Annotated in this window: 24 protein-coding genes and 2 pseudogenes; 14 read left to right on the top strand and 12 right to left on the bottom strand. The window is 37.5% G+C overall.

Annotation, left to right across the window (positions count from 1 at the left end; translation table 11 throughout):
• Positions 1-45 precede the first annotated feature (45 nt).
• A pseudogene (locus tag JCM15092_RS15320) lies at positions 46-2,382 on the bottom strand (beta-galactosidase).
• A 147-nt stretch (positions 2,383-2,529) separates the two neighbouring features.
• A complete protein-coding gene (gene nadC / locus JCM15092_RS07265) occupies positions 2,530-3,384 on the bottom strand; it encodes a carboxylating nicotinate-nucleotide diphosphorylase (protein WP_024994086.1) in 855 nt (284 codons plus the stop codon).
• 77 nt (positions 3,385-3,461) lie between these two features.
• Here nadC and rlmH point away from each other — a divergent pair, with 77 nt between their 5' ends.
• Positions 3,462-3,935, top strand: a complete 474-nt coding sequence (gene rlmH, locus JCM15092_RS07260; protein WP_024994085.1) for a 23S rRNA (pseudouridine(1915)-N(3))-methyltransferase RlmH — start codon at positions 3,462-3,464, stop codon at positions 3,933-3,935.
• 15 nt (positions 3,936-3,950) lie between these two features.
• Here rlmH and JCM15092_RS15315 read toward each other — a convergent pair.
• Positions 3,951-4,966, bottom strand: a pseudogene (locus JCM15092_RS15315) (endonuclease/exonuclease/phosphatase family protein).
• 2 nt (positions 4,967-4,968) lie between these two features.
• On the bottom strand, positions 4,969-6,426 hold the full coding sequence (locus tag JCM15092_RS07250) for an aminoacyl-histidine dipeptidase (RefSeq protein ID WP_024994084.1): 1,458 nt from the start codon (positions 6,424-6,426) through the stop codon (positions 4,969-4,971).
• Positions 6,427-6,573: 147 nt separating this feature from the next.
• On the opposite strand from JCM15092_RS07250, the gene JCM15092_RS15310 reads away from it, so the two are divergent.
• The 4 genes from JCM15092_RS15310 to trxA (JCM15092_RS07230) all read left to right on the top strand — a co-directional run bounded on the left by JCM15092_RS15310 (position 6,574) and on the right by trxA (JCM15092_RS07230) (position 8,327).
• Positions 6,574-6,780, top strand: a complete 207-nt coding sequence (locus JCM15092_RS15310; protein WP_034541712.1) for a hypothetical protein — start codon at positions 6,574-6,576, stop codon at positions 6,778-6,780.
• Positions 6,781-6,825: 45 nt separating this feature from the next.
• Complete coding sequence (locus JCM15092_RS07240) at positions 6,826-7,434, top strand: OmpH family outer membrane protein (protein ID WP_024994083.1); 609 nt, start codon at positions 6,826-6,828, stop codon at positions 7,432-7,434.
• A gap of 124 nt (positions 7,435-7,558) precedes the next feature.
• Positions 7,559-7,855, top strand: coding sequence for a thioredoxin (trxA, locus tag JCM15092_RS07235; RefSeq protein ID WP_024994082.1), 297 nt, complete (start codon positions 7,559-7,561; stop codon positions 7,853-7,855).
• A gap of 10 nt (positions 7,856-7,865) precedes the next feature.
• Entirely contained in the window at positions 7,866-8,327 is a 462-nt protein-coding gene (trxA, locus tag JCM15092_RS07230; protein ID WP_024994081.1) for a thioredoxin, read from the top strand.
• A 344-nt stretch (positions 8,328-8,671) separates the two neighbouring features.
• Here trxA (JCM15092_RS07230) and JCM15092_RS07225 read toward each other — a convergent pair whose 3' ends face one another.
• Both JCM15092_RS07225 and JCM15092_RS07220 read right to left on the bottom strand, forming a co-directional pair.
• Positions 8,672-9,223: an NADH peroxidase gene (locus JCM15092_RS07225; RefSeq protein ID WP_024994080.1), complete on the bottom strand. Its 552-nt coding sequence runs from the start codon at positions 9,221-9,223 to the stop codon at positions 8,672-8,674.
• Positions 9,224-9,253: 30 nt separating this feature from the next.
• Positions 9,254-9,664: a Fur family transcriptional regulator gene (locus JCM15092_RS07220; RefSeq protein WP_024994079.1), complete on the bottom strand. Its 411-nt coding sequence runs from the start codon at positions 9,662-9,664 to the stop codon at positions 9,254-9,256.
• Between the two features lie 170 nt (positions 9,665-9,834).
• On the opposite strand from JCM15092_RS07220, the gene JCM15092_RS07215 reads away from it, so the two are divergent.
• Positions 9,835-11,766, top strand: a complete 1,932-nt coding sequence (locus JCM15092_RS07215; RefSeq protein ID WP_024994078.1) for an NAD(+) synthase — start codon at positions 9,835-9,837, stop codon at positions 11,764-11,766.
• A 71-nt stretch (positions 11,767-11,837) separates the two neighbouring features.
• Here the strand turns inward: JCM15092_RS07215 and hisB are convergent, their stop codons facing one another.
• The 6 genes from hisB to JCM15092_RS07185 form a co-directional block, all read right to left on the bottom strand.
• Positions 11,838-12,956 carry a bifunctional histidinol-phosphatase/imidazoleglycerol-phosphate dehydratase HisB gene (gene hisB, locus JCM15092_RS07210; protein ID WP_024994077.1) on the bottom strand — a complete coding sequence of 373 codons (1,119 nt, stop codon included), beginning with the start codon at positions 12,954-12,956 and terminating at the stop codon, positions 11,838-11,840.
• Positions 12,957-12,964: 8 nt separating this feature from the next.
• A complete protein-coding gene (gene hisC / locus JCM15092_RS07205) occupies positions 12,965-14,002 on the bottom strand; it encodes a histidinol-phosphate transaminase (protein ID WP_024994076.1) in 1,038 nt (345 codons plus the stop codon).
• A 5-nt stretch (positions 14,003-14,007) separates the two neighbouring features.
• Positions 14,008-15,291, bottom strand: coding sequence for a histidinol dehydrogenase (gene hisD / locus JCM15092_RS07200; protein WP_024994075.1), 1,284 nt, complete (start codon positions 15,289-15,291; stop codon positions 14,008-14,010).
• A gap of 1 nt (position 15,292) precedes the next feature.
• Positions 15,293-16,144 carry an ATP phosphoribosyltransferase gene (gene hisG, locus JCM15092_RS07195; protein WP_024994074.1) on the bottom strand — a complete coding sequence of 284 codons (852 nt, stop codon included), beginning with the start codon at positions 16,142-16,144 and terminating at the stop codon, positions 15,293-15,295.
• 230 nt (positions 16,145-16,374) lie between these two features.
• Positions 16,375-16,866 carry a PaaI family thioesterase gene (locus JCM15092_RS07190; RefSeq protein WP_024994073.1) on the bottom strand — a complete coding sequence of 164 codons (492 nt, stop codon included), beginning with the start codon at positions 16,864-16,866 and terminating at the stop codon, positions 16,375-16,377.
• 60 nt (positions 16,867-16,926) lie between these two features.
• Complete coding sequence (locus JCM15092_RS07185; protein WP_024994072.1) at positions 16,927-17,226, bottom strand: Dabb family protein; 300 nt, start codon at positions 17,224-17,226, stop codon at positions 16,927-16,929.
• 109 nt (positions 17,227-17,335) lie between these two features.
• Between JCM15092_RS07185 and udk the strand changes: the two genes are divergently transcribed.
• From udk to JCM15092_RS07145, 8 genes are all read left to right on the top strand, one after another.
• A complete protein-coding gene (gene udk / locus JCM15092_RS07180; protein ID WP_024994071.1) occupies positions 17,336-17,947 on the top strand; it encodes a uridine kinase in 612 nt (203 codons plus the stop codon).
• A complete protein-coding gene (locus JCM15092_RS07175; protein ID WP_024994070.1) occupies positions 17,944-19,332 on the top strand; it encodes an MltF family protein in 1,389 nt (462 codons plus the stop codon). Before udk ends, JCM15092_RS07175 begins: the two co-directional genes overlap by 4 nt.
• 42 nt (positions 19,333-19,374) lie before the next feature.
• On the top strand, positions 19,375-20,769 hold the full coding sequence (locus JCM15092_RS07170; protein WP_024994069.1) for a S41 family peptidase: 1,395 nt from the start codon (positions 19,375-19,377) through the stop codon (positions 20,767-20,769).
• Between the two features lie 284 nt (positions 20,770-21,053).
• On the top strand, positions 21,054-21,800 hold the full coding sequence (locus JCM15092_RS07165) for a polyprenol monophosphomannose synthase (protein ID WP_024994068.1): 747 nt from the start codon (positions 21,054-21,056) through the stop codon (positions 21,798-21,800).
• Positions 21,800-23,140 (top strand): dihydroorotase, encoded by a 1,341-nt coding sequence (locus JCM15092_RS07160; RefSeq protein ID WP_024994067.1) that lies wholly within the window; start codon positions 21,800-21,802, stop codon positions 23,138-23,140. Before JCM15092_RS07165 ends, JCM15092_RS07160 begins: the two co-directional genes overlap by 1 nt.
• Positions 23,137-24,015, top strand: coding sequence for a vitamin B12 dependent-methionine synthase activation domain-containing protein (locus JCM15092_RS07155; RefSeq protein ID WP_024994066.1), 879 nt, complete (start codon positions 23,137-23,139; stop codon positions 24,013-24,015). The genes JCM15092_RS07160 and JCM15092_RS07155 overlap by 4 nt, the downstream gene beginning before the upstream one ends.
• A 57-nt stretch (positions 24,016-24,072) precedes the next feature.
• Complete coding sequence (locus tag JCM15092_RS07150; RefSeq protein ID WP_024994065.1) at positions 24,073-25,245, top strand: metallophosphoesterase; 1,173 nt, start codon at positions 24,073-24,075, stop codon at positions 25,243-25,245.
• An 86-nt stretch (positions 25,246-25,331) separates the two neighbouring features.
• Positions 25,332-26,084 (top strand): lysophospholipid acyltransferase family protein, encoded by a 753-nt coding sequence (locus JCM15092_RS07145; protein WP_024994064.1) that lies wholly within the window; start codon positions 25,332-25,334, stop codon positions 26,082-26,084.
• Position 26,085 lies beyond the last annotated feature (1 nt).

Below are 26,085 nucleotides of genomic sequence, written 5' to 3'. Positions count from 1 at the left end.
AGGCAGTATTTATAATCTGCCGAAATGTGTAGCTTATTTATTATATTATATTTTCCCTAAATCTATCTTATACTGAGGAATGATAGCTACATCGTTCACCTCGAGTACTGACTTTTGAAAAATCGGGTATTTTATCCTTTGGCAGATCTTTAAGATAAGGGGCTTTACTCGTTAATGGACGGAAATAGAACACCATATCTTCTCTGCTCATCTTCTCACGATAACGTTTCAGACCAATCATCCAAGGAGCGCCATGATAGAACTCATCCTGAGCTAATATACCATTAATAAAAGCCATGGCTACATCAGCTCTGTAATCTACTTTCAAGAAATACTCATTGACCTGAGGGGTCTTAATGGAATCGTTAAAATGAATAGTCATTCTTCTTCCCCCTACCATCTGCCATGAGAATTGTGGAGATACAGCCTTCACTTCGGCTCTCTGCATCTTGAATGAGTATTTGGATGGATATAGTATATAGTCAACGCTGTTTTTTCCAAGTGAGAGCAGGCTGACACCTTCTGTTGATGGCAATACTGTGGCATCAGTGATAAGTATCTTACCATTTACCTTGCATGAATTTAGTGCTTGGCTGCGGGTAAGAGTTGTTATCTTTATCTTCTTTCCAGCTTTCGTAGTAACAGTGAAGGTACCGTCGACACCAATTTTTGGTAGTATAAGATTCTTACCCTTTATGCCTGAGAAGAGATACTCTGCATCGGCTCCATCGGGAGCAAAGAAGAAATAATGGTCCACACCTCTGTCATCAATCTTCATAAGAAGCTGTGCTGTGGCATACTTCAGTGTGGCATCATACAACTTAAAGTTGAATGGCAGTATAAGGCTCTCATCTTTAGGAAGGGTAAAACTGCCTGATGACGGTATTGTTATAGACTCACCCAAGAGGTTGAGTTTAATCTGAAGTGAAGACTGGTCATGTCTCTGCTCATCATGATCCTGGAAGTTGACCATAAAGAGAAAACCTGATCCATCGCTCATACGGGCAGCATAGCGCAAAGTCTCGCGGTCGGATGGCACAATCTTATCATAATCTTTTGGAAGTACACTCTGCATAGGAGCCAGTTGGGAACCAAAATCATCAAGGAAAGTGTGCAGAAGACGAAGATAACGGTAACTCTCATGCTCCAGTCCGAATTCACCAATAGGTGCCTGAAAGTCGTATGAAATCTTTGGCATACCCATTGGTTCGTCATTGTAAGAGCCTATGCTGTCACTACGCAAAGGAGTGGATCCTCCATGGTACATATAATAACCTATTCCATTACTTCCGGAACCTAATGTTCGTACCATAAGAGCCTCTGCCGCTTTTCCGGAGACAATAGGTCTTCTGCTGTATATCATCTGTATGCCCACTCCCATCTCTGCGCAAAAAGAGGGGAATGCATTTACATCATAACGCACAGGGGCATAATCGGGATTTCTGCGAATATCTTTGAACAAGCAGAATGGCGACATCTTAGGTTCCGCCCAGAAAGGATAAGTATAAGCCGCCGTTACAGGAAGTGCTCATTACCTATGACAGCTGCATTTCCCCAACCTGTAGCAGTATACAGAGGGGTAACTATTCCCTCTTCCTCCGCCATGTACTTGAGGGTAAGCATATGCTCCTCTCCCTCTTTCTGATGCAAACTTCTCTTATCCTGGACACTAACTCCAATCTTTGTTGTAGCTACATCCATAGTTGCTACTGTCATATCTTTTGGCTCACTCGGGTAATTTATTCCCCAAGGAGCAGCCGAATGTTGCAGTTCATTCTCTATCTGGCATCCAATGATAGGGCCACCATCTTTGTAGTAGAGTCCTTCGAGCTGTCTTGCTATCTGCTTATAGAATTTCCTGACATACGATAGATACAAAGAGTTGTTACACCTTATCTCCAAAGGTTTGGCAAATATCCAGTCGGGTATTCCGCCATTTCTGATCTCTCCATGTCCGAAAGGGCCAATACGAACGATAACATACATATCATGTTTCCTGCACAGCTCTATGAAATGTCTGAGATCTCTATTTCCGCTCCAGCTGAATTCGCCCTCTTTCTGTTCATGAAGTGACCAGAATATATAACTAGGTATAACATTTACACCTCCAGCCTTTATCTTCATTATCTCCTCTTCCCATTGTGCAACAGGATAGCGCGAATAATGAAATTCTCCCATCACAGGGATAGACGGCACACCGTCAATACTCATATAGTAGTTATTTACAGAGATACTACCTCCGGAAGGAGATTTGCCTCCCATCTTCAGAGCTCCTTCGACAATCTTATCTCGCTCAGAAGGCTCATCCAAAGTGTAAACCTGTTGAGCATAAAATGCAGAACAGGCAAGAAGCATTGCCGATGACAATATGAATCTTTTCATCACAGTTTATTTCAATGTTTATATTTTATAGCCGCTAAGCATATAAAACAATTAATTCGATAGTATTAATTAAGTTGGCATAAAGATAAAAAAATCGTCATTGATGTAAAATACAACAATGACGATTATGTAAGTTATTTAATATTATCAACAAGCTTTAAAGCTCATATCAAGACCTTTAACAGAATGAGTAAGTGCTCCAACTGAAATGAAATCCACACCGCACTCAGCATAATCTCTTAATGTATCATAAGTGATACCTCCTGATGACTCAGTCTCATAACGACCGCCAATGATGTCGACTGCCTTCTTTGTATTCTCTGTTGAGAAATTGTCGAGCATGATTCTGTCTACACCACCAAGATCAAGCACCTGCTGAAGTTCATCAAAGTTACGTACCTCAATTTCAATCTTAAGATCCTTACCCTTTGCCTTACAATACTCTTTAGCACGAAGGATAGCCTTATCTATGCCACCGGCAAAATCAACATGGTTATCTTTAAGAAGAATCATATCGAAAAGACCTATTCTATGGTTTACACCACCACCGATATTAACAGCCATCTTCTCAAGAATACGCATTCCGGGAGTGGTCTTACGAGTATCTAGTACATGTGTTTTTGTTCCTTCCAACTTCTTGACATATTTGTTTGTCATAGTTGCAATACCACTCATTCTCTGCATTATATTAAGCATAAGACGCTCTGTCTGAAGCAAAGACTGAATTTTACCTTCAACAACCATTGCAACATCACCCGGTTTTACATGAGCACCGTCGTTGATAAACACCTCAACCTTCATTGTTGGATCAAAGCGTCCGAAAACCTCCTTCGCGATCTCTATACCAGCCAATATTCCCTCTTCTTTTATAAGAAGTTTTGACTTACCCATGGCATCGGCCGGAATACAAGAAAGAGTTGTATGGTCGCCATCACCTATATCTTCTGCAAACGACAAATCTATAAGTCTGTCTATCAAATCTTTAACAACAGTACTATCCATTTTAATATCTATTTTCAATAAATTAATGAGCAAAGGTAGAGATTTTCTCTATTTTTGCAAAAATAATTATAGCACAGATGAGATTTACACTTTTAGTAGTAGGACGTACCGTCGACAGTAACTATATATCACTGATTGAAGATTACATAGGCAGATTGAAACATTACACCTCTTTTGATATGGAGGTTATTCCGGAGTTGAAAAACACTAAAAGTCTTAGTAATGAGGTGCAGAAAGAGAAAGAGGCTGATTTGATTCTGAAAGCTGTTCAACCAGGCGACACTGTTGTACTGTTGGATGAACATGGAAAAGAGTTCCGCTCCATTGAATTCTCACAATGGATAGAGAAAAAGATGAATGTTGTAAATAAGCGCGCAGTATTTATTATTGGTGGGCCTTATGGATTCTCACAGAGGATTTACGACATAGCAAGTGAAAAGATTTCTCTCTCGAAGATGACCTTTTCGCATCAGATGATAAGGCTTATCTTTGTTGAACAACTATACAGAGCATTCTCCATATTAAACAACAGTCCCTATCATCATGAATGACAGGGACAGCAATTTCTAATTATTAATCATAAGATCAAGAGCGATTGGAAGGTGGTCACTGTAACCGCCGTGAAATCTGTTGCCCCAGTATGTTCTGGATGGTGTATCACCTCCATATCTGTCATCCTCTTCCAGAAGAAATGGATATTTTAATATTTGAGCTTTATCATATGATGTAGAAACATTATTCCCTCCATTAAGCAGATTGCCCGAAACAATCATCTGATCGAGTATATTCCACTCTCCCTTATACCTATATGTACCATCTGATCTTCCATCCATAAGGTTGTAAAGTTTTCTAGTCTCAACCTTATTTTTTCCGAAGGAGCTGTAGCACCAAGTACTTTTGCTATGGAGTTATTTGTAGGATAGTCATTGAAATCGCCCATGATAATAACATTAGGATTCTTGCGTACTGACATTACTGAGTCTGCATATAGCTTAAGAATCTGTGCGGTAAAGAGTCTGTATGGTTCGCTCTGCTCCTCACCTCCTGATCTTGATGGCATATGACATACAAATACATCCAGACTGTCGCCTGAGGCTATCTGTCCTGTTACATGAAGTATGTCTCTTGTAGGATTTCTATCTATCTCCTTATTTGGTATTCTTATACAATCCTTTGAAATAGGTCTGAATGTAGCTCTCTGATAAAGCAGAGCAACATCAATACCTCTTTGGTCGGGCGACTCAGTCATCAAATACTTATATCCGGCCTCACGAAGAGGTGAATGTTTTGTAAGATCGGTAAGGCAATTATCATTCTCCACCTCACAAAGACCTACCAGGTCAGGTACATTCTTGTTTGAAGTAGCGATAATAACCTTCGATATTTTAGAAAGTTTGTCATTGTATTTTGCTTCGTCCCATTTCATTACTGAAGTAGGAAGAAACTCGTTATCGTTCTTCAGAGTGTCATGCTGGCAATCAAAGAGATTTTCAACATTATAGAACATTATTCTAAATGGCTCGGCAGCATTCAATGCTAGCGCAGAGAAAAGAAGAGCAATGGCAAGATATCTTTTTTTCATATTTATTTTTTTACAGGAATATTAGCAAGAACATCCAAAAGGTGATTCCAGAATTTTTCTACAGTAGGAATAAGCATTCTCTCATCTGGCGAGTGAACACCTCTCAAAGTTGGTCCAAATGATACCATATCCAATCTTGGATATTTTTCAAGGAATAGTCCACACTCCAGTCCTGCATGGATAGCTTTTACCTTCGGCTCTTCACCAAAGAGACGTTTGTAACTATCTACCGCAACCTTAAGCACCTCTGAATCTGCATTAGGTTTCCATCCAGGATATCCCTCAGCTGTACATACTTTAGCACCACCAAGTTCGAAAGCCGATCTGACCACCTTTGATACATTCTTTCTGGCAGATAGAATAGAGCTTCTCTGGCTTGTTACAATAACTATCTTACCATCCTTCTGCTTAATTGAAGCAAGGTTTGAGGATGTCTCAACAAAATTAGGAATATCCTGACTCATAGCAAAAACACCATTGAATACAGCATATACCGACTTTAATAAATTCTTTGTTGTCTCTCTGTCAATAGCCTTATCAACAGGGTTCTCTGAAGATAATTCCATTCTAATATTTGGTTCAGTTACAGAGAACTCATCCTCTACTTCTGCAAGGAATATGTTCAAATCTACTCTTACATTCTCCTTATCTTTCATCTCTACAGCACAAAGAGCACTGGCCTCACGAGGAATTGCATTATGAAGGTTACCACCATCAATATTGCAAATATAGAGATCATATTTAGAGTCGAGCAAAGAGAGATATCTGTTCAGCAACTTGTTTGCATTTGCTCTGTTCTTATTGATATCATCACCAGAGTGTCCACCAACAAGTCCCTTTATAGCAACACTAAAGAAGAAATAGTTCTTAGGAATATCTACCTCATTATATGCAAACTCTGCAGTTGAGTTAGCACCGCCGGCACAACCGATGAACATCTCTCCTTCATCCTCTGAATCGAGGTTTATAAGGATGTCACCATCCATGAATCCCTCTTTCAAAGCAAAAGCGCCGGTAAGTCCTGTCTCCTCGTCAACAGTGAAAAGACACTCTAAAGGTCCGTGCTTTATAGAGTCATCAGCAAGTACTGCTAATTCAGATGCAATACCAATACCATTATCGGCACCAAGAGTCGTTCCTTTTGCCTTCAACCACTCTCCATCAACATAAGTTTCTATAGGGTCTACAAGAAAATCATGAGTAACATCACTATTCTTCTCACATACCATATCCATATGCGATTGAAGAATCACAGTCTCGCGATCTTCCATTCCAGGATAAGCATTTTTCTTAATAAGGATGTTGCCTATTTCGTCCTCTTTTGCCTCCAGGCTATGTTCACGGGCAAATTCTATAAGGAATTTTCTTATTTTCTCTTCATGTTTTGAAGGTCTAGGAACCTTACATACCTCACCAAAATAGTGAAAAAGTGAAGCAGGTTTTAAATCATTTATATCCATAGATGTACTTTTTTAAAAGCAATAATCGTCTTATGTGTAAAAAATCGTTAAATTAATATCATTAATCACCTTGTTACTCTTTTTTATTTGAAAAGAGAAAGGGAAATCAGTTCAAAAACATATATTTGCAGTACAAATTTAATAGAAATGGTTGATACTATATTTATAACAGTGTTAATTGTTGCAATTTGCATTGCTTTATTATCAGTCGGAATTATTATAAAAGGTAAATTCCCCAACACACATGTCAGTGGCAATAAATTTCTTAGAAAAAAGGGAATTCACTGCATACAATCTCAGGACAGAGAGGCAAGAGTTAATAACAGTAAAGCTGTTAAAGAAGTTGAGAAATAAGAATAAGAGAAATAATATTAATAAAAACTATACGTGGATAAGATTATGAAAAAAACAAGTATCGTCCTCAAAGGATGCTTAGTCCTTGCTATCGGACTTACGTTTGCACAATGCAGCGATAAAGGAAACAAAGAGGCTAATAAACCGACTGTTAATTCCGGAGTACAGGGCTCTACAAATATGAAAATTGCTTATGTTGAAATAGATTCTCTTTTGACAAAATATAATTTTTGGAATGACCTTAATGAGTTGATGATTCAGAAAGAGGAGAACATCCGTACTACTCTGAACGAAAGAGCAAAAGCTCTAGATGTTGATGCTAAAGAATTCCAACGTAAATTAGAAAACAATGGCTTTGCTTCTCGCGAACGTGCAGAACAGGAACAGATGCGTCTTTATAAGAAACAGCAGGAGCTACAGGCTCTTCAGCAGAAATTAAGCGACGAACTTGCCGCAGAGAACCAGAAGAACAGCCTTCAGCTACGCGACTCTATCAACTCTTTCCTTAAGGTATACAACAAAGACAAAGGTTATGATTTGATTATCAGCAACAGTGGATTCGATAATCTGTTATATGCTAATCCTGCATACAATATCACAAACGAGATTATAGATGGACTTAATGCCAGATATACTACATCAGCAAAAAAATAATATAATTATAATTAAAATATTAAGCCATTCTACTTAAATGTAGAGTGGCTTTTTTTATTTTCGTATATTCACACCAAATAATCAGACTATTAGCAATGTTATTTTATAATTAAACACAGATGATATGGAAAAATTTAATGAACTAATAAAATCTCCCATACCTGTTCTTGTTGACTTCTATGCAACATGGTGTGGCCCTTGTAAAATGATGATACCTATCCTTGAAGAGGTGAAGAAAATAAAAGGAGATAGTGTGCGAATAGTAAAAATAGATGTTGACGCTCAAAATCAGATTGCAAATGAATATCAAATTCAAGCAGTTCCCACATTGATGATTTTCAAGAATGGAAGTCTTCTATGGAGACAGAGCGGAGTGATGCAAGCCAAAGAGTTAAGCAACTTATTATCTCAATACGAATAACTAAACAGATATGAAAAGAGTAACAACACTTTCGCTTTTTCTTTCTCTATTTGCACTTCTATCATATGGCCAACAGAGCAATAACAAAGAGGCAAAGAACAACGAGACATCGGTAATACAGATGGATAATCAGATGTTTATTGATAAAGTATTCGATTATAAAAATGATAAAGATGGGTGGAAATATAATGGTAATAAACCTGCCATTATTGATTTTTATGCCACTTGGTGTGTACCATGCAAGATGGTTTCGCCTATAATGAAATCTTTAGCAGAGGATTATAATGGAGAAATCTATGTCTATAAAATAGATACAGATCAACAGAAAGAGCTTGCAAGAGCTATGGGAATACAGTCACTGCCTACTATACTGTTCATTCCTATGGAGGGACAACCACAGGCTATTATTGGTGCAACGAGTAAAAAAGTTTTCAATAATGCAGTAAAAGAGGTGCTTCTGAATAATAATTAAAATGGTTATAGAATATGCCAAGTTACCGGTTTTATAGATTTGGCTCTCACCTACATTCCATTTTTAGTAAAGAGTTGTTTTATTTAACCTGGTGACTTGGTTCTTTTATATACTTTCCTAAACAGATAGTGATATATTATTTATTCGACGACGACAGCCTATCAGTTGACGGCGTCAACTCATCAGACGACGACGACAGCCATATGGCTGACGACGGCAAATGAAGATTAATAGCCGAGAGACCCCTGTTTATAATGCTTTCGGAGATATAATAAATAACAAAAAATGCCCTTTCACTTGTTTGTGAGAGGGCATTTTATTATTAGTAATAGATTACTAATTAATTATTTTTTGAAGTAGCGGTTGTAAAGTCCTTCGAAACCTTTACCATGACGAGCTTCATCTTTACACATCTCATGAACAGTATCATGAATTGCATCAAGGTTAAGAGCTTTTGCACGAGTAGCAATACGCTTCTTGTCAGCGTTAGCACCAGCCTCAGCAACCATTCTCTTCTCAAGATTTGTCTTAGTATCCCATACGCAGTCACCTAAAAGTTCAGCGAATTTTGATGCGTGCTCTGCCTCTTCCCAAGCGTAACGTTTGAAAGCTTCAGCTACTTCAGGATAGCCTTCACGATCAGCCTGACGGCTCATTGCAAGATACATACCAACCTCTGAGCACTCACCCATAAAGTGTGCATTCAAATCCTTCTTCATCTCATCATCAGTATCTTTTGCAATACCAATTACGTGCTCGTCAACAAATTGAAGACCGTTTGTACTTTCAACTAACTCTTCGAATTTTGAAGCTGGAGCTTTACAGATTGGACAAAAATCAGGAGCTGTTTCACCTTCATGAACATAACCGCAAACTTTGCAAATAAACTTTTTCATAATTTCTTTTTTAATTTGTTAATTAATTTTTTATATCTTTTTTCCCTCACAAGAAGGGCAAATTCCTTTATAATAATGGTGAATCTCATCTATCAAGAAACCATTTACATAAGTAGGATTCTCTATTTTATCTCCATAAAAAGGCATGTCTAATATCTTTCCGCACTTTTTACATAAGAAATGCGAATGGAGTGATGTATCACCGTCAAAACATGTATTCTTCTCCTCAATAGTAAGCATCAAAGCTGCTCTGTTCTCAACAAATAATTTTAGTGTATTATACACTGTAGTCTTTGAGAGAGTCGGTAACTTTTTATTCAAAGCCATATGTATAGCATCTATTGAAGGATGATCTTTGCGAGATATAAGATAATCCATAATTGCAATTCGTTGCATTGAAGGTTTTATCCCATGCTCCAAAAGATAATCGTATGTTTTCATCTCCTTTAATAATTATAAGTTTGTAATCATTACAACTTTATTGTGATTGCAAATATATAAAGAATATAAATACATGCAAATAATTATTCTATTTTTTTTAAAAAAAGTTCGTTTACAAAATATAATCGTTAATTATGCTTACTTTTGTATGGTTTCAATATTAGTATATTATGAATTACGGTTTTGTAAAAGTAGCATCGGCAATACCTTCAACAAGAGTAGCCGATTGCCAATTTAATTCAGAAAATATAGAAAAGCTTATCAATGAAGCTGCAAAGAAAGGTGCCGGAATAGTTGTTTTCCCAGAACTATCTATAACAGGATATAGCTGTGGTGACCTTTTTGCACAATCTATGCTTATCAAAGAATCACTGAATTCCTTGGAGAGATTGATGAGCAGTACTTCTAACCTTGATATAATATCCATTGTAGGCTTCCCGTTAGAGCACAATAACACTCTATTAAACTGTGCTGCTGTTCTACATAAAGGTAATATAATAGGTATAGTACCAAAGACATATATACCAAATTATAAAGAGTTCTATGAGCAGAGATGGTTTGCTTCCTCTTTAGTTCATGCAGATACTACAATAGAGCTGTTCGGCCAAAGAGTTCCATTAGGAAGAAACATTATTTTCCATACACCAGCAATGAATTTCGGAATTGAGATTTGCGAAGACGTATGGGCTACTATACCTCCTAGTTCAACACTAACCTTGGCTGGTGCAGATGTTATATTCAACCTCTCAGCAAGCAATGATGTGATTGGCAAACATAAGTATCTTTGCTCTATTCTAGAGCAACAGTCGGCAAGGTGTAGTTCAGGATATGTATACTCTTCATGTGGCTTTGGTGAGTCAACCACTGACATTGTATTTGGAGGCAACGCAATAATATACGAGAATGGTACACTTATAGCTAAATCGGAAAGATTCTCTCTTGATGAACAGTTAGTTATTGGTGATATCGATATTGAACGCCTCAGAAATGAGAGAAAAGTTAATACATCATTTGCTATATCTGTTAGTAATATAAAAGATCAGAGCTTTACTACTGTAAACATTGATCAGGCAACTGATGAGACTTCAGAAATCAAGCTGACACGCTTTATCGAGAAACACCCGTTTGTGCCAAAAGGTAAAGAGCTGGATCTACGTTGCGAGGAGATATTCGAGATACAGACAGCAGGACTTGCAAAACGATTAGTACATACAAACGCAAAGAGTGTAGTTGTGGGAATATCCGGAGGACTGGACTCTACACTTGCTCTTTTGGTATGCGTACGTACATTCGATAAGCTAGGTCTGCCAAGAGAAGGTATCACTGGCATTACAATGCCGGGATTTGGTACTACCGACAGAACTTACAACAATTCCATCTCCATCATGGAGTCACTTGGAGTATCGATAAAGGAGATTAGCATAAAGGATGCGTGCATACAACACTTTAATGATATAGAGCACGACATCAACCAGCACGATGTGACTTATGAAAATTCTCAGGCAAGAGAGAGAACACAGATTCTTATGGATTATGCCAACAAGATTGGCGGACTTGTAATTGGTACAGGTGACCTTTCTGAATTGGCACTTGGATGGGCTACCTATAATGGTGACCATATGTCAATGTATGGGGTCAATGCTAGTATTCCTAAGACACTTGTCAAGTATCTTGTAAACTGGGTTGCTGTGAACATAGTAGATGAGAAGTCAAAGACAACTCTTCTTGATATTGTTGATACACCAATCAGTCCGGAACTTATACCTGCCGATGAGAATGGAAACATAAAACAGAAGACGGAAGATTTAGTAGGTCCATACGAACTACACGACTTCTTCCTATATAACATAATTCGTTTCGGATTCTCACCTGCCAAAGTATTCTTCCTTGCAAATATTGCATTCGAAGGTGAATACGACAGAGAGACTATAAAGAAATGGCTCACTACTTTCTACCGCCGTTTCTTCCAGCAGCAATTCAAACGCTCATGCCTTCCAGACGGACCTAAAGTTGGTTCTGTTTCTCTAAGCCCAAGAGGAGACTGGAGAATGCCTAGTGATGCTTCGGCAACATTATGGTTGAATGAATGCAGCAAACTTTAATATGCATAACATATAACTAAAAAGGGCTTGAGAAATCAAGTCCTTTTTTAGTTCAGTTGTATATGTAATTATTATAAACATCCCTTACTTGAAGGAACTTCATATCTATATATGTCTCTCTTTACAGCCATCTTTATAGAGCGCGCAAGAGCTTTGAAAATGCCCTCTATCTTGTGATGTTCATTCTCACCTTCTGCCTTTATATTCAGATTCATCTTTGCTGCATCACTGAGTGATTTGAAGAAGTGGAGGAACATCTCTGTAGGCATCTCTCCTATCTTCTCTCTCTTGAACTGAGCATCCCAAACAAGCCATGGGCGACCTCCAAAGTCGAGTGCCACCTGACATAGGCAGTCATCCATAGGAAGAGAGTAACCATATCTCTCTATACCTCTTTTATTGCCCAGAGCACTGTAAATACACTCTCCAAGAGCTATTGCAGTATCCTCAATAGTGTGATGTTCATCAACATACAGGTCGCCTTTCACCTTTATGGTAAGGTCCAAACCTCCATGTTTACCTATCTGTTCAAGCATATGGTCAAAGAAACCTAGTCCTGTAGAGATATCACACTTACCGCTTCCATCGAGTGATAAAGATACATATATATCAGTCTCCTTTGTCGTACGACGCACCTCAGAACTTCTCTCTCCCGCAAAAAGAAACTCAGTTATCTTATCCCAATCGTCGGTTGCAAGAGCGCATGTATCTCTCAGCTCATCACTTAGAGAGTCCATACTCTTCTGAAGAAGAATAGCCTTACATCCAAGATTCTTAGCCATCTGAACATCAGTATATCTGTCGCCTATCACGAAGCTGCCTGCTAGGTCATACTCGGGATTATCAATATACTTACCAAGCATTCCAAGTCCCGGCTTTCTTGTAGGCAGATTATCTTCAGGCATACTCTTGTCGATAAAAATTTCATCAAACTCTATCCCCTCACCTTTCAATGTATTTAAGAGGAGGTTATGAACAGGCCAGAATGTCTCTTCAGGAAAAGATGATGTACCAAGTCCATCCTGATTTGTCACCATGGCAAGTTCGAAATCAAGTTTATCAGCAATAAAGTTGAGATTTTTGAATACTTTAGGATAGAATTCAAGTTTCTCGAATGAGTCCAACTGATAATCTACCGGTGGTTCAATAACCAGAGTACCATCTCTATCTATAAACAATACCTTCTTCATAAATTATATTATTTATATTTACTAAGTGATTCTATAAGTGCATCATTCTCCTGACGAGAGCCTATAGTAACTCTTAAGCAGTCATTGCAAAGAGTTATATTGTTTCGGTTACGAACAATGATACCATTGTTTACAAGATAGCTATAAATCTTAGTGGCATTGCTCACCTTAGCAAGGAAAAAGTTTGCATCTGTAGGATAAACCTTAATGCAGCAATCAAGTTTGGAGAACTTATCTATTAATACGCTGCGCTCTTCGATGATTGTCTTAACCCAACTCTCGACATCTGAGTTCCTACTAAGTATCTCTCTAGCCTCCTTCTGAGTAAGTCTATTTATGTTGTAAGGATACTTCACCTTTGAGAATATAGATATAATCTCAGCAGATGCAAATGCCATACCAAGACGTATTGCAGCAGAGCCCCAAGCCTTTGAGAATGTCTGAAGAACAATCAAATTAGGATAATTATCAAGTTTCTTCAGCAGCGATTCAGAAGATGAGAAGTCAGAATATGCCTCATCCACAATTACTATACCTTGGAAAGTCTCTATAAGTTTCTTTATCTCTTTCGCATCAAGATCATTACCTGTAGGATTGTTTGGAGAGCAGAGGAATATAACCTTTGTCTTCTCGTCGCAAGCTTCAAGTAAACGGTCAGCAGAGAACTGGAAAGAGTCATCAAGAAGCACCTTTCTATACTCCACATCATTCACATCTGCGCAAACCTTATACATTCCATAAGTTGGTTCAATTGCTACTACATTGTCAACAGACGGAGTACAGAATATACGATATATAATATCAATAGCCTCATCGCTACCATTGCCAAGAAATATGTTATCTGCCGGCACACCTTTTATAGGAGATATCATCTTCTTAAGATCTATCTGAAGAGGATCAGGATATCTGTTATTTGGGTTGTTGAAAGGACTTTCGTTGGCATCGAGGAAAACTGATGCCTCAAATCCCTTATACTCATCTCTTGCAGATGAGTATGGTTTAAGACTCCATATATTTGGTCTTACAAGTTCTTTTAAATCTTTCATAATAATTACTCTTTTGATTCCAACCTTACTGTTACGGCATTTTTATGAGCGAATAACTGTTCGTTCTCAGCCATAACCTGAATAATACCTCCTATATTCTCAATTCCTTGACGTGAGATATGTTGGAAAGTAATCTTCTTTATAAAGCTGTCAAGGCTCACACCACTATATGCTTTTGCATAGCCGTTAGTTGGCAGTGTGTGGTTAGTACCCGAAGCATAATCTCCTGCACTTTCAGGAGAGTATTGACCAAGGAATACCGAACCTGCATTTACAACCTTATCCGACAACTCTTCCCACCTTTCAACATGCATGATAAGGTGTTCCGGAGCGTACATATTTGACATTTCAATAGCCTCATCCATATCTTTTATCAGAATCAACTTACTGTTCTTTATAGATTTTGTTGCAATATCAATGCGAGGAAGCAGTGCCAACTGTCTCTCAACCTCCTTCTCCACCTTAAGAAGAAGTTCTTCGGATGTTGTGACTAGTATAGCCTGGCTGTCGGGACCGTGTTCTGCTTGAGAGAGCAGATCGGATGCTATAAACACAGGATTAGCATTTTCATCTGCCAGCACCTCGACTTCCGAAGGACCTGCAGGCATATCAATAGCCACCTTGTTAAGAGAAACAAACTGTTTTGCAGCCATCACATACTGATTACCAGGACCAAATATCTTATAAACCTGTGGAACAGACTCTGTACCATAGGCCATAGCGGTAATAGCTTGTATACCTCCTATCTTGAATATCTTGTCAACTCCGGCAGTATGTGCAGCAAAAAGTATAGCAGGATTTATCTTGCCCTCTCTATTTGGAGGAGAGCAAAGAACAATCTCTTTACATCCGGCTATCTTGGCAGGTATAGCAAGCATAAGAACCGTTGAGAATAAAGGTGCACTACCCCCAGGAATATATAATCCCACTTTCTCTATACCAACGCTCTTTTGCCAACACTCTACACCCGGCATAGTCTCAATTTTCTTTCCCTGGAACTTCTGAGCTTCGTGGAACTTCTTAATATTATTATAAGCAGCTACGATAGACTCTTTAAGCTCACTGCTGATAAGAGAACCCGCTTCATCCATCTCCTCTTTTGAGGCAGCAAGTGAACCTAACTTCACCTTGTCGAAGCGCTCTTCATACTCTCTTACGGCAGAGTCGCCATCCTTTTCTATCTTCTCAGCCACCTCTCTTACCACATTGTACAGAGTTGTAACATCAATAGTAGGACGAGAAAGTATATCCTTCCACTCTTTTCTATTTGGATAGTATATTTTTTCCATATCAGATAATCATTTTTTCGATAGGCAAGACCAAAATACCTTGTGCACCTAGAGATTTCAGTTTACCGATAATCTCCCAGAAACATTTCTCATCCAACACTGTATGTATTGAACTCCATCCATCCTGAGCCAAAGGCATCACTGTAGGACTCTTGATACCTGGAAGAGCTTCAATAATTTCTTTAAGTTTATCTGTAGGAGCATTCATAAGGACATATTTCTTATCCTCGGCAGCCTGAACAGCATCTACACGAAAAAGAATCTCATCGAGTATGTCTCTCTTTTCCTGTGACAACTCTTTGTTACCAATAAGAACAGCCTCGCTCTTCATAACCACCTCAACCTCTTTCAGTCTGTTGCTTACAAGTGTTGAGCCAGAGCTTACAATATCAAAAATAGCATCAGCCAATTGTATTCCAGGAGCGATTTCTACAGATCCTGTTATGACATGGACATCTGATTTTATGTTATTCTTGGCCATGAATCTTTTCAGGATTCCAGGATAAGAGGTAGCAATCTTCTTGCCTTCGAACCACTCTAATCCGGCATATTCAATATCTTTAGGAATAGCAAGAGAGAGACGGCATTTACTAAAACCAAGTCTCTTTATGATAACAGCATCCTCATTACGTTCAACAAACTCATTCTCACCTACTATACCAACATCGGCAACACCGCAGGCAACAGACTGAGGGATATCGTCATCTCTAAGGAAAAGTATCTCTACAGGAAAGTTTGTAGACTGAACAAGAAGTATTCTTTTTGAAGATGGGATCTTTATATCTGACTCTTCAAGCAAAGCCATTGTCTCTTCAAATAGACGGCCTTTTGATTGTACTGCAATTCTTAGCATAAAAGATTTATTTATTTAGTTGTTATTCGATTAAAAACAAAAAAAGAGGCTCACCTTACGGCAAGCCTCTATATATTTTTCTACAATAGCATCACAGCCCACCGATTAATCGTTAGGATAATGATGATGATGTGTAGTTATAATTACCATTATTTTCTGTTTTATGCGACAAAAGTAAAGTATATATTTATAAATAGCAAACAAATATCATTTTTTTATACTGTTTTCTATCAAATTAAAGGAATGAACTCTTCAGGCTCTACATCGCAACCTCTAAAATTCATATCCTTCTCTGCCTTTTCTTTAGAGAAGGTATAATATGTGCAAAGAGCCTTAGAACATAACTCGTCATCGGCACTATATAACTCTGCTTCGACTGTAACAAGATTCCTGACAACACCTTTTATACGAGCTTTCAAAATAAGATGACTCTGTGTTGTATCTACCGGTTTAAGGTATTTTATCTCCATCCTGGAGGTAACGCCACCAGTCTGCATCTTTCTGAAAACAGTCCATCCGCTTATCTCATCGAGTAATACTGCATGTATGCCCCCATGAAGTGTATTTATCCATCCTTGAAACTGTGGTTCGGGTTTCCAGAAACTTATAATCTCGTCACCATCTTCAAAGAATTCCATCTTTACTCCACTCTCGTTTGTAGGACAACATCCAAAGCAATTATATTTGTCCATCCCCTTCCAAGGATTTATAATTTTCTTCATATTCTCTCAGTTTATAAGCGAAACGCTATTTGAAAAATATAAGTCTAGTCAACAAAACTATTAATATTCAAAATCTACACATGCTCTATCCTCTTTGGCATCTTTTAGGATAGCCCCTGCTGCCACATGAGAAGGATGAACTGCATATTTCTTCACATCGTCCAAGTTATCAAATTCACTTTCAAGACAAATATCCCATTTCTCAGCACTGTTAATATTGAAACCAACATAGATTCGACGTATGAAAGTTATAGTTTCAGGTAATACCTCTATAGCTCTTTTAAAAGCTACCATTAAGTCATTTTTCTCGTCTTGTGAAAGAGTTTCTTTCAACTTGAACATTACAATATGTTTAACCATACTTGATTATGTAAATTTATTCTTCTATTTTTGTATTATATAATAGGTCAGAAGAATGATTCTGACCTGTTGCAAATTTAATAAATTTCTTATAACTGCATTCAATAAAATGATAATAATCGGTATTGCCGGCGGAACTGGATCGGGAAAGACAACAGTGGTAAAAAGAATTATTGACTCTCTCCCCAAAGATGAGGTAGCACTCATTCCTCAAGATTCATACTATAAGGATAGTAGTAATGTTCCTGTTGAAGAGAGACAAAATATAAACTTTGATCACCCAAATGCTTTCGACTGGGATTTGCTTTCAAAACATATTGCAATGCTGAAAAAAGGAGAATCTATAGAGCAACCGATTTATTCATATCTGACCTGTACTCGTCAAAGAGAGACAATACATGTAGAGCCTAAAGAGGTTATTATTATTGAAGGTATCATGGCATTAAGTGACAAGAGACTGAGAAACCTTATGGACCTTAAGTTTTTTGTGGATGCCGACCCTGATGAACGACTTATAAGAGTTATTCAAAGAGATGTGCTCGAAAGAGGCCGTACTGCGGAAGCTGTTATGGAAAGGTACATGAAAGTACTTAAACCTATGCATCTGGAATTTATTGAGCCATGTAAACGCTACGCTGATCTTATAATTCCTCAAGGAGGGCATAACCAGAAGGCTATAGAGATTATTAAACTATATATTGAGAAGATTCTTGGTAAATGATAAATAAGTGGATTATACTATGCTTGGTTACTTGCCTATCTCTCTTTACTTTAGGTTGTTCTAAAAAAGATAAACAGGCAGATAAAAATATGCAGTATGATCTGCCGCAGATAAAGAAGAGGGGGAAAATTACAGTACTTACATTAAACAGTTCCTTATCATATTTCAGATATCGTGGCGAAGAGATGGGTTTCCAGTATGAACTGGCCAAAGAGTTCGCCAAGTCACTAGGGGTAAAACTTGACATCAAGGTGGCTAAGAGTAATGATGAGATGTTTAAAATGCTAAAGAGTGGCAAGGGCGATATTATAGCATACAACTTCCCTGTTACAAAAGAGTACAAAGACTCAATAAACTTCTGTGGAGAGGAGGTTATATCACATCAGGTCTTGGTTCAAAGGAAAGATAATGAAAATGAGGTAAAAAATGTCACCGAGCTTATCGGTAAAGAGATTTATGTGAAACCCGGAAAGCATTATGATAGATTAGTAAACCTTGATAAAGAGCTTGGTGGCGGTATTAAGATTCATAGGGTAGATAATGACTCTGTTACAGAGGAGGATCTGATAATGCAGGTATCAAGTGGAAAGATCGATTTTGCTATCAGTGACGACAACCTAGCCAAGTTCAACAAGACATACTATCCCAATATTTTAATTGATGTTCCGGTAAGTTTCGACCAAAGAGCATCATGGGCAGTAAGGAAGAATACCCCACTACTTGAAAAAGCGGCAAACGAATGGCACCAAAAGATTGTAGACGCAAGCTTCTACACTAATCTTTTATCACGTTATTTTGAGCAGAGTAAGACATATCAACATGGTTCTATACTATCACTGAAAGATGGAAAAATTTCTCATTTTGATAAGTTGTTTAAAAAATACGCCAAAGGTATTGGATGGGACTGGAGATTGCTAGCTGCTCTGGCATACATTGAATCAAACTTCAATACAGGAGCTGTTTCCTGGGCAGGAGCCCAAGGCATGATGCAGCTTATGCCTAGCACTGCTAGAAAAATGGGTATTCTACCAGGAAAAGAGCACGATGCTGAAGAGAGCATAAAGGCTGCTACAAAATATATAAAAATTACTGACAGGAAGTTCAGTAAGATAAAAGACCCTAAAGAGAGAGTTAAATTTATACTTGCTGCCTACAATGCCGGAGCTGGACATGTTATAGATGCCATGGCTTTAGCAAAGAAATATGGCAAGAACGGATACAAATGGGATAATAATGTTGCAGAATTTATTCTCTTGAAGAGTAATGAAGAGTACTATAATGACCCTGTATGCAAAAGTGGTTATTTCCGTGGCAAAGACACATACAACTTTGTAATCAATGTTCTCGAAGCTGCAGAATCATATAAAAAGAAAATAAAGCACTGACTTCTCTAAAAAAAATCTAACTTTGTCGCAAATTTTTTGCATATGAAAATCTCCAGACTAATATTATATATTTTCTCTACCACCCTTATCTACTCGTGTGGAGTTGACAGGACTTACGAATTCGAAGAAATGACAAATGATGACAAGTGGATAGAAGGAATAATGCAAGAACATTACCTATGGTATGATAATATGTCTGAGACCTCATTCGATGACTATTTTGCAACTGCTGATGAGTTTCTACAAACAATAATGTTCAAAGGGAGCACATCAGAAAAAGCTGACCAATACTCATATGTTGTAGTTAAAGATAGCTCAATAATCAATTCCGGAAATTACATAAAAAATAAATCTACTTACGGCTTTGACTTTGAACTTATAAAAGACCCTACTCAAACAACAGCCCACACACTCGCCAGAGTACTCTATGTACTTCCTAATTCACCTGCTTACGAAGCAGGATTGAAAAGAGGTGACTGGATTTCCGAAGTGATGGGAGAACGTGTTACCAACGACAACTATGCCTACCTAATGGATGGTTATGCCAAAGAATTTACAGTAAGAGATATTACCTCTGTTGATGGAGAACCGGCATGGATAAATGAGAGAAAAATAGAAATTCAGGCATCACGCAAGGTCGAGAACAACCCATTCTTTGTAGATACAACTTACACCGTAGGCGGAAAGAAGATTGCATATCTTGTATACAACAAATTCAGCACAGGCCCAGACGACAATAGCAAAGATACTCAGTACTTGAATAATATGAAACAGATATTCTCTAAGTTCAAGGGTGAGGCACCAAGCGAATTTATTCTTGATTTAAGATATAATACCGGAGGTTACCTGACATGTGCTCAAGAACTTGCCTCTATGCTTGCGCCATCAACTGCACTTGGGAAGACATTCCTCACTTTGAAGTATAATGACAAGACAACTCCACAGAATGTATCATATGATTTCATAAACGATTTAAGCGCTTACAACTTGAATCTAAAAAAGATATATATACTAACTTCATCGTTCACGGCTTCCGCATCTGAAGCAGTTATCAATTGCCTGAAACCATATATGGGAGATGATAATGTAATAATCATTGGTGAAAAAACTGTTGGAAAGAACGTTGCATTAGAACCATTCACAACAGATAATCTTAAATTTGTTTTATGGCCTGTTGTCGCTTATGTCCTTAATTCAAATGGTTCAGGGGATTACTCAACGGGCATAAATCCTACATATGCAATAAGTGAACGTAGTTATTCAGGTAGCCTTCTTCCATTAGGTGATATAAATGAATTGCTATTAAAGAATACAATCTCTTTAATAACATCAGGTACAATGCCTGATTACACCATGAGCAAAGTGAATGTTCAAGGGACATCGGAACTTAAATCATCTATATCTCTTCGCAATCCTATAGGTTTTAAAATCAAATAAGAAAAGAAGACAAAAACAATCAAAAAGAAAGACTATAGCTTTTTGAAATAAGTGATAAATAAAGCATGTTAAAAGGCGCAGGAACTGCTATTCTATTATAATATAGACAAATGTAGTAATAGACGCTTCTAAGCGGGTATTGACTTATTAATTTCATAATCATATATAAACGGACTAATAACATTTTTTATTAGTCCGTTTTTATTTAATATAATAAAATTAAGAGACACATATTAATATTATAATTACATTTGTCTTATTGAAAAATTATTAAAAGAACATGTATGGCACAGTCTGACAGTATTGTTATAATACCAACATACAACGAAAAAGAGAATATAGAAAGCATTATAAGAGCTGTTTTCAATCTAGAAAAGAGTTTCGATATATTAATCATTGAAGACAATTCACCAGACGGGACTGCAGATATCGTAAAGAGATTACAGACTGAATTTCCAGACAGACTTTTTATGATAGAGAGAAAAGGCAAGCTTGGCCTTGGTACAGCATATATTACCGGATTCAAATGGTCTATAGAGCAAAAATATGACTACATATTCGAGATGGACGCTGATTTCAGCCATAACCCTAATGACCTACCAAGACTATATGAAAAGTGTTCTAATGATGGATATGACCTCTCTATCGGATCAAGATATGTAAGTGGAGTAAACGTTGTTAACTGGCCAATGGGACGAGTGCTAATGTCCTATTTTGCATCAAAATATGTACGTATAATTACAGGTCTTAAGATTCACGACACTACAGCCGGATTTAAGTGCTATCGCAGAGAGGTTCTTGAAACAATAGATCTGGATAAGATCAGATTCAAAGGATATGCGTTCCAAATAGAGATGAAGTTCACCACCTATAAATGTGGTTTTAAAATAGCTGAGGTACCTGTTATATTTGTTAACCGCGAACTTGGCGTATCTAAAATGAACAGCTCCATATTTGGAGAGGCAGTTCTTGGAGTTATACAACTTAAATTGGACAGTTTATTAAAAAAATATCCTCAAAAGAAAAGATAATGGCATCCACATTAATCAAGAATGCAATAATCGTAAACGAAGGAAAGAGTTTCCCAGGTGCTGTTGTTATCGAAAATGATAAAATCGCCGATATACTACAGGACGGTGCATTTGATGAGAATATATTCGATAATATAGTTGATGCGAAAGGTAATTTTCTGATACCCGGTGTAATTGATGATCATGTACACTTCCGTGATCCGGGGCTTACCTATAAAGCTGATATATCTACAGAAAGTCGTGCTGCAGTAGCAGGTGGCGTTACAAGCTATATGGACATGCCTAATACCAACCCTCAGACTACAACTATTGAGGCACTCGAGAATAAATTCCTTGTAGCACAGGAGAATAGTATTGCAAACTACTCATTCTATTTCGGAGCAACAAACAATAACAGCAATTTACTCCCTTCACTTGATAAGAGAAACATATGTGGTATAAAACTCTTTATGGGCTCCAGTACGGGGAACATGCTTGTTGACAGGAGAGATGCTTTGAATAAGATCTTCAAAAATGCCAATATGATTATTGCGGCACATTGTGAGGAGCAGTCAATCATATCCAAGAACAGTGCATTCTATAAGAAATATTTCGGTGAAGATGTCGACATAAAATATCATCCTCTTATAAGAAGTGAAGAGGCATGTTATAGATCATCATCACTAGCTATAGAATTGGCCCGAGAGACCGATGCGAAACTACATATCCTTCATCTCACAACAGAAAAAGAGCTATCACTACTTGAGAACAGAGCTCTTGAAGATAAACAGATTACTGCTGAAGTATGTATTGCACACCTACTCTACTCGGATGAAGATTATAAGAGATTAGGATCACTTGTTAAGTGTAACCCGGCTATAAAGAGCATAAATGACAGAAATGCTTTGCGAGCAGCTATTGCAACTGATTTAATTGATGTCATTGCTACCGACCATGCTCCTCACCTATTGTCTGAGAAGGAAGGTGGCGCTTTTAAAGCTACATCGGGAATGCCAATGATACAATTCTCGCTGTTGGCAATGATGAAACTTGAAAAAGAGGGAATAATTTCAATAGAAGAGATTGTAAAAAAGATGTGTCATAATCCGGCAAAGCTTTATAACATTGAGAAGAGAGGATTTATACGTAAGGGATATAAGGCAGACCTTGTTATAGTAAACAGTAACTCTGCCCATAAAATCAAGCAAAAGGATATTCTAAGCAAATGTGGATGGAGTCCTCTAAATGGTGAGACCCTTAGCTCTAAAGTAGAGAAAACATTTGTAAATGGTAATCTGGTATATTCAAATAATACAATTATAGAAGGTAGCTTAGGAGAACATCTAACATTTGCAAGATGATAATAGACTACAAAATCCATCAAGTGAGCGAGTATATCAATTGGATATACTTCTTCCATGCATGGAGCTTTGCTCCCAAGTTTGCAACAGTTGCAGACATACACGACTGTGTGGCTTGCCAAACAGGTTGGTTAGATAGTTTTCCTCCAGAGGATAGAGAGAAGGCCATTCAGGCAAGCAAACTATATAAAGATGCAAAGGAACTACTAAAAGCTTTAGATAAGAAGTACCATACCCATGCTATCTGTGAACTATTTGATGCAAACAGCCAGGGGGATGATATAATTATTGGAGATACACTATTTCCTCTACTTCGTCAACAGTCTAAAGGGAAAGAGGTATTCATCTGTCTGAGTGATTATATAAGACCTTTATCTCACAATATAAAAGACAAAATAGGAGTATTTGCATCAACAGTGGAAAAAGAGATGGAACATCTTTTTGATAACGATGACTATATGCGAATGCTCTCACAGACAATATGCGACAGACTTGCTGAAGCTACAGCTGAAAAGGTACATGAATATGTAAGAAAGGAGCTTTGGGGATATGCTAAGGATGAGAACCTATCTCCAAAAGATCTGTTCATGGAGAGATATCAGGGTATTCGTCCGGCTGTGGGATACCCTTCACTACCCGACCAGTCAATTAACTTTGTCATTAATGATCTGATAAACTTATCATCAATAGGCATTACACTAACTGAAAACGGCATGATGATTCCCCATGCATCTGTAAGCGGACTTATGTTTGCTCACCCAAAAGCACAATATTTCTCTATAGGAGAGATAGATGAAATTCAGTTGGCTGACTATGCAAAGAGAAGAGGCATATCAATTGAACAGGCAAAAAAATATTTAGCAGCAAATATTTAGTTTTTCAGTCTGAACATTTGCAATGATAACATGTTATATAGTATATAAATTAGATGAATCATGCTTATCCGACTTTTAATATTCTTTCTTTTAATACTTGTACTTCCAACATTCTTTATCTATAGAAAATATATTTCTAAGATGAGTAATAGAGTGGTAAAGCTACTATTCTGGCTTCCTACCCTATTAATTATTATTGTCATGGCTTATATACTTATTTCATATGAGCCTTCTCCCAGATCAATAAGAGTACTTGCTAACTTTATAATTTTCTTTCTCTGCTATACAGTTCCACAGATTCTGTTCACACTTATGATCCTATTTATGATGCTCTTTCATAAGATTACAGGATTAAAGATAAACGGAGAGTATATAGGAGGTGCAATAGCTATAATAGCTCTAGGGTATATAATATATGGAGGTACTTATGGTAAAAGAGACTTCCAGGTAAGAGAAGTTACAACAACATTTAGGAAACTGCCACCAGAATTTAATGGCTATAAGATAGTACAGATATCCGACCTTCACTCCGGAAGTTGGACCGACAAGGGAAAAGCACTAAGTAAAGTAGTAAGAATTGTAAACAAACAAAACCCAGACCTCATAGTTTTTACCGGGGATCTGGTAAATAACCTTGCTTATGAAGTGACCCCATTCATGAAAATTTTGTCAGGACTTAAGGCAAAAGACGGAGTTTATTCAGTACTTGGCAACCATGACTATTCTCCATATGTAAAGTGGAATAGCGAAAAGGCAAAAAAGGAGAATATGGACGAACTTAAGAGTTACGAGGCACAAATGGGATGGAGATTGTTAAACAATGAGAATGTAAAACTAAGGAAAGGCAATGACAGCATAGCACTTATCGGAGTAGAGAACAGTGGAAGACCTCCATTTCCTGACTATGGTAACTTGCCTAAAGCCTTGAAAGGTACTGGTAAGATGTTCAAGGTTCTGCTTAGCCATGACCCCACTCATTGGAGAAGAGAAGTTCTTCCAAAGTCGGATGTTAATCTCATGCTATCAGGACATACACACAACATGCAGACATCTATATTTGGATTCTCTCCGGCTAAGTTTGTTTACGATGAATATGATGGTTTATATAGTCAAGGAGATAGAAAACTATTTGTAAACATAGGTCTAGGATATGTTATGTTTCCTCTCAGAATTGGAGCCAGGCCTGAGATTACCGTGATAACACTATCTGATGGTAAGGGAAAAAGATAAACCTATTTAAAGAGATAAAAAATCAATACCCTTTTTTGGACTACACTTAAGTTGCATTATATTTGTGTAAAATTAAGCTTAGCCTTATGAAAATCATATATGTTTTATATCAAATATTTATTGCTTTTCCTATACTTCTTGCCATAACAATACTGACATCTATTACTACAATATTAGGGTCCACATTAGGGAATGCACATTTTTGGGGATACTATCCAGGGAAGATCTGGTCACAACTTATCTGTTTCTTCTTGCTATTGCCGGTTCGCGTAAAAGGTAGAGAGAATATCTCGAAGACAACTTCGTATGTATTTGTAGCTAACCACCAAGGTTCTTTTGATATATTCCTAATTTATGGATTCTTAGGACGAAACTTTAAATGGATGATGAAGAAATCACTCCGCAAGATGCCATTTGTCGGTCCTGCTTGTGCAGCAGCTAATCACATTTTCGTTGATAAATCGGGTCCTAAAAAGATTGCAGAAACGATAGAACATGCAAGAGAGATTTTGCAAGGAGGAACATCACTTGTGGTATTCCCTGAAGGAGCAAGAACATTCTCGGGGCATATGGGATATTTTAAGAAAGGGGCTTTCCAACTTGCCGATGATATACAACTACCTGTTGTACCACTTACCATATCAGGCTCATTCAATGTACTTCCACGAACAGGAGGATTTATTAGTTGGCATCCTATGACCTTAACTATACATACTCCTATATTTCCTGAATCACAAGGCATGGAGAATGTAAGAAAGACAATGAAAGAATCTTACGAAATTATTGATAAATCTTTACCTGAAGAGTATCAGGGCATAGTGGATAATCCGGATCAATAAA

The sequence above is a fragment of the Phocaeicola paurosaccharolyticus JCM 15092 genome, from assembly GCF_000613805.1.
GTDB lineage: Bacteria > Bacteroidota > Bacteroidia > Bacteroidales > Bacteroidaceae > Phocaeicola > Phocaeicola paurosaccharolyticus.
The sequence above is the reverse complement of the archived record's forward strand: the minus strand, read 5'-3'. Positions and strand labels throughout refer to the sequence as shown.